General features: G+C 25.6%; 1 protein-coding gene and 1 pseudogene. Both read right to left on the bottom strand.

Annotation, left to right across the window (positions count from 1 at the left end; translation table 11 throughout):
- Nucleotides 1–285 (bottom strand): annotated as a pseudogene (locus HMPREF2737_RS09680) (poly(glycerol-phosphate) alpha-glucosyltransferase); the annotation flags it as partial.
- A 123-nt stretch (nucleotides 286–408) separates the two neighbouring features.
- A partial coding sequence (locus HMPREF2737_RS12035; protein ID WP_078091049.1) for an LPXTG cell wall anchor domain-containing protein occupies nucleotides 409–554 on the bottom strand: 146 nt, incomplete at its 5' end.

Raw genomic sequence — 554 nt, 5'->3', positions numbered from 1 at the left:
ATAATTTCTTCTTGTATTGATCAGTGTTTTTTTTAATTCTTTAAATAATATTTTTTCAGTCGAGGTTACAATATCTAATTTAATCCACTCAGGAAATTCCCCAGATTTCTTTTTAAATTTAAGTGCCAATTTTGAAATATCTTGTTTGAGATAATTAGTTTTTTTTAATAACTTAACCTGTGCTTTAACACTTGACTTACCTAAACTAAAAAAAACATAATTATTAATTTCAGTCTTATTATTTACTTCAGATATTAATTTCTCTAATTTATGTTCAAATTCCATTGTTTCCTCCTTATTTTTATATATTTGTCCTATTTCCATTAATTTATATCATAGTATTTAAAATAAAACCAGGCCATGTAAGGCCTGGTTTTAAATTTTACCCAAAATTATGAAGTTTAAATATTATTTTTCTTCATTATTTTTGTTTTTACGACGTCTGCCAACTAAGAATAATCCTCCAAGCGCAGCGAATAGTGAACCAAATAATGTGCCATTATTTTGAGCATCATTACCAGTATCTGGTAACTCTTTATTATTTGGTTTATCTG

It is taken from the genome of Staphylococcus sp. HMSC069D12 (assembly GCF_001810405.1).
Taxonomy (GTDB): domain Bacteria; phylum Bacillota; class Bacilli; order Staphylococcales; family Staphylococcaceae; genus Staphylococcus; species Staphylococcus haemolyticus.
The sequence above is the reverse complement of the archived record's forward strand: the minus strand, read 5'-3'. Positions and strand labels throughout refer to the sequence as shown.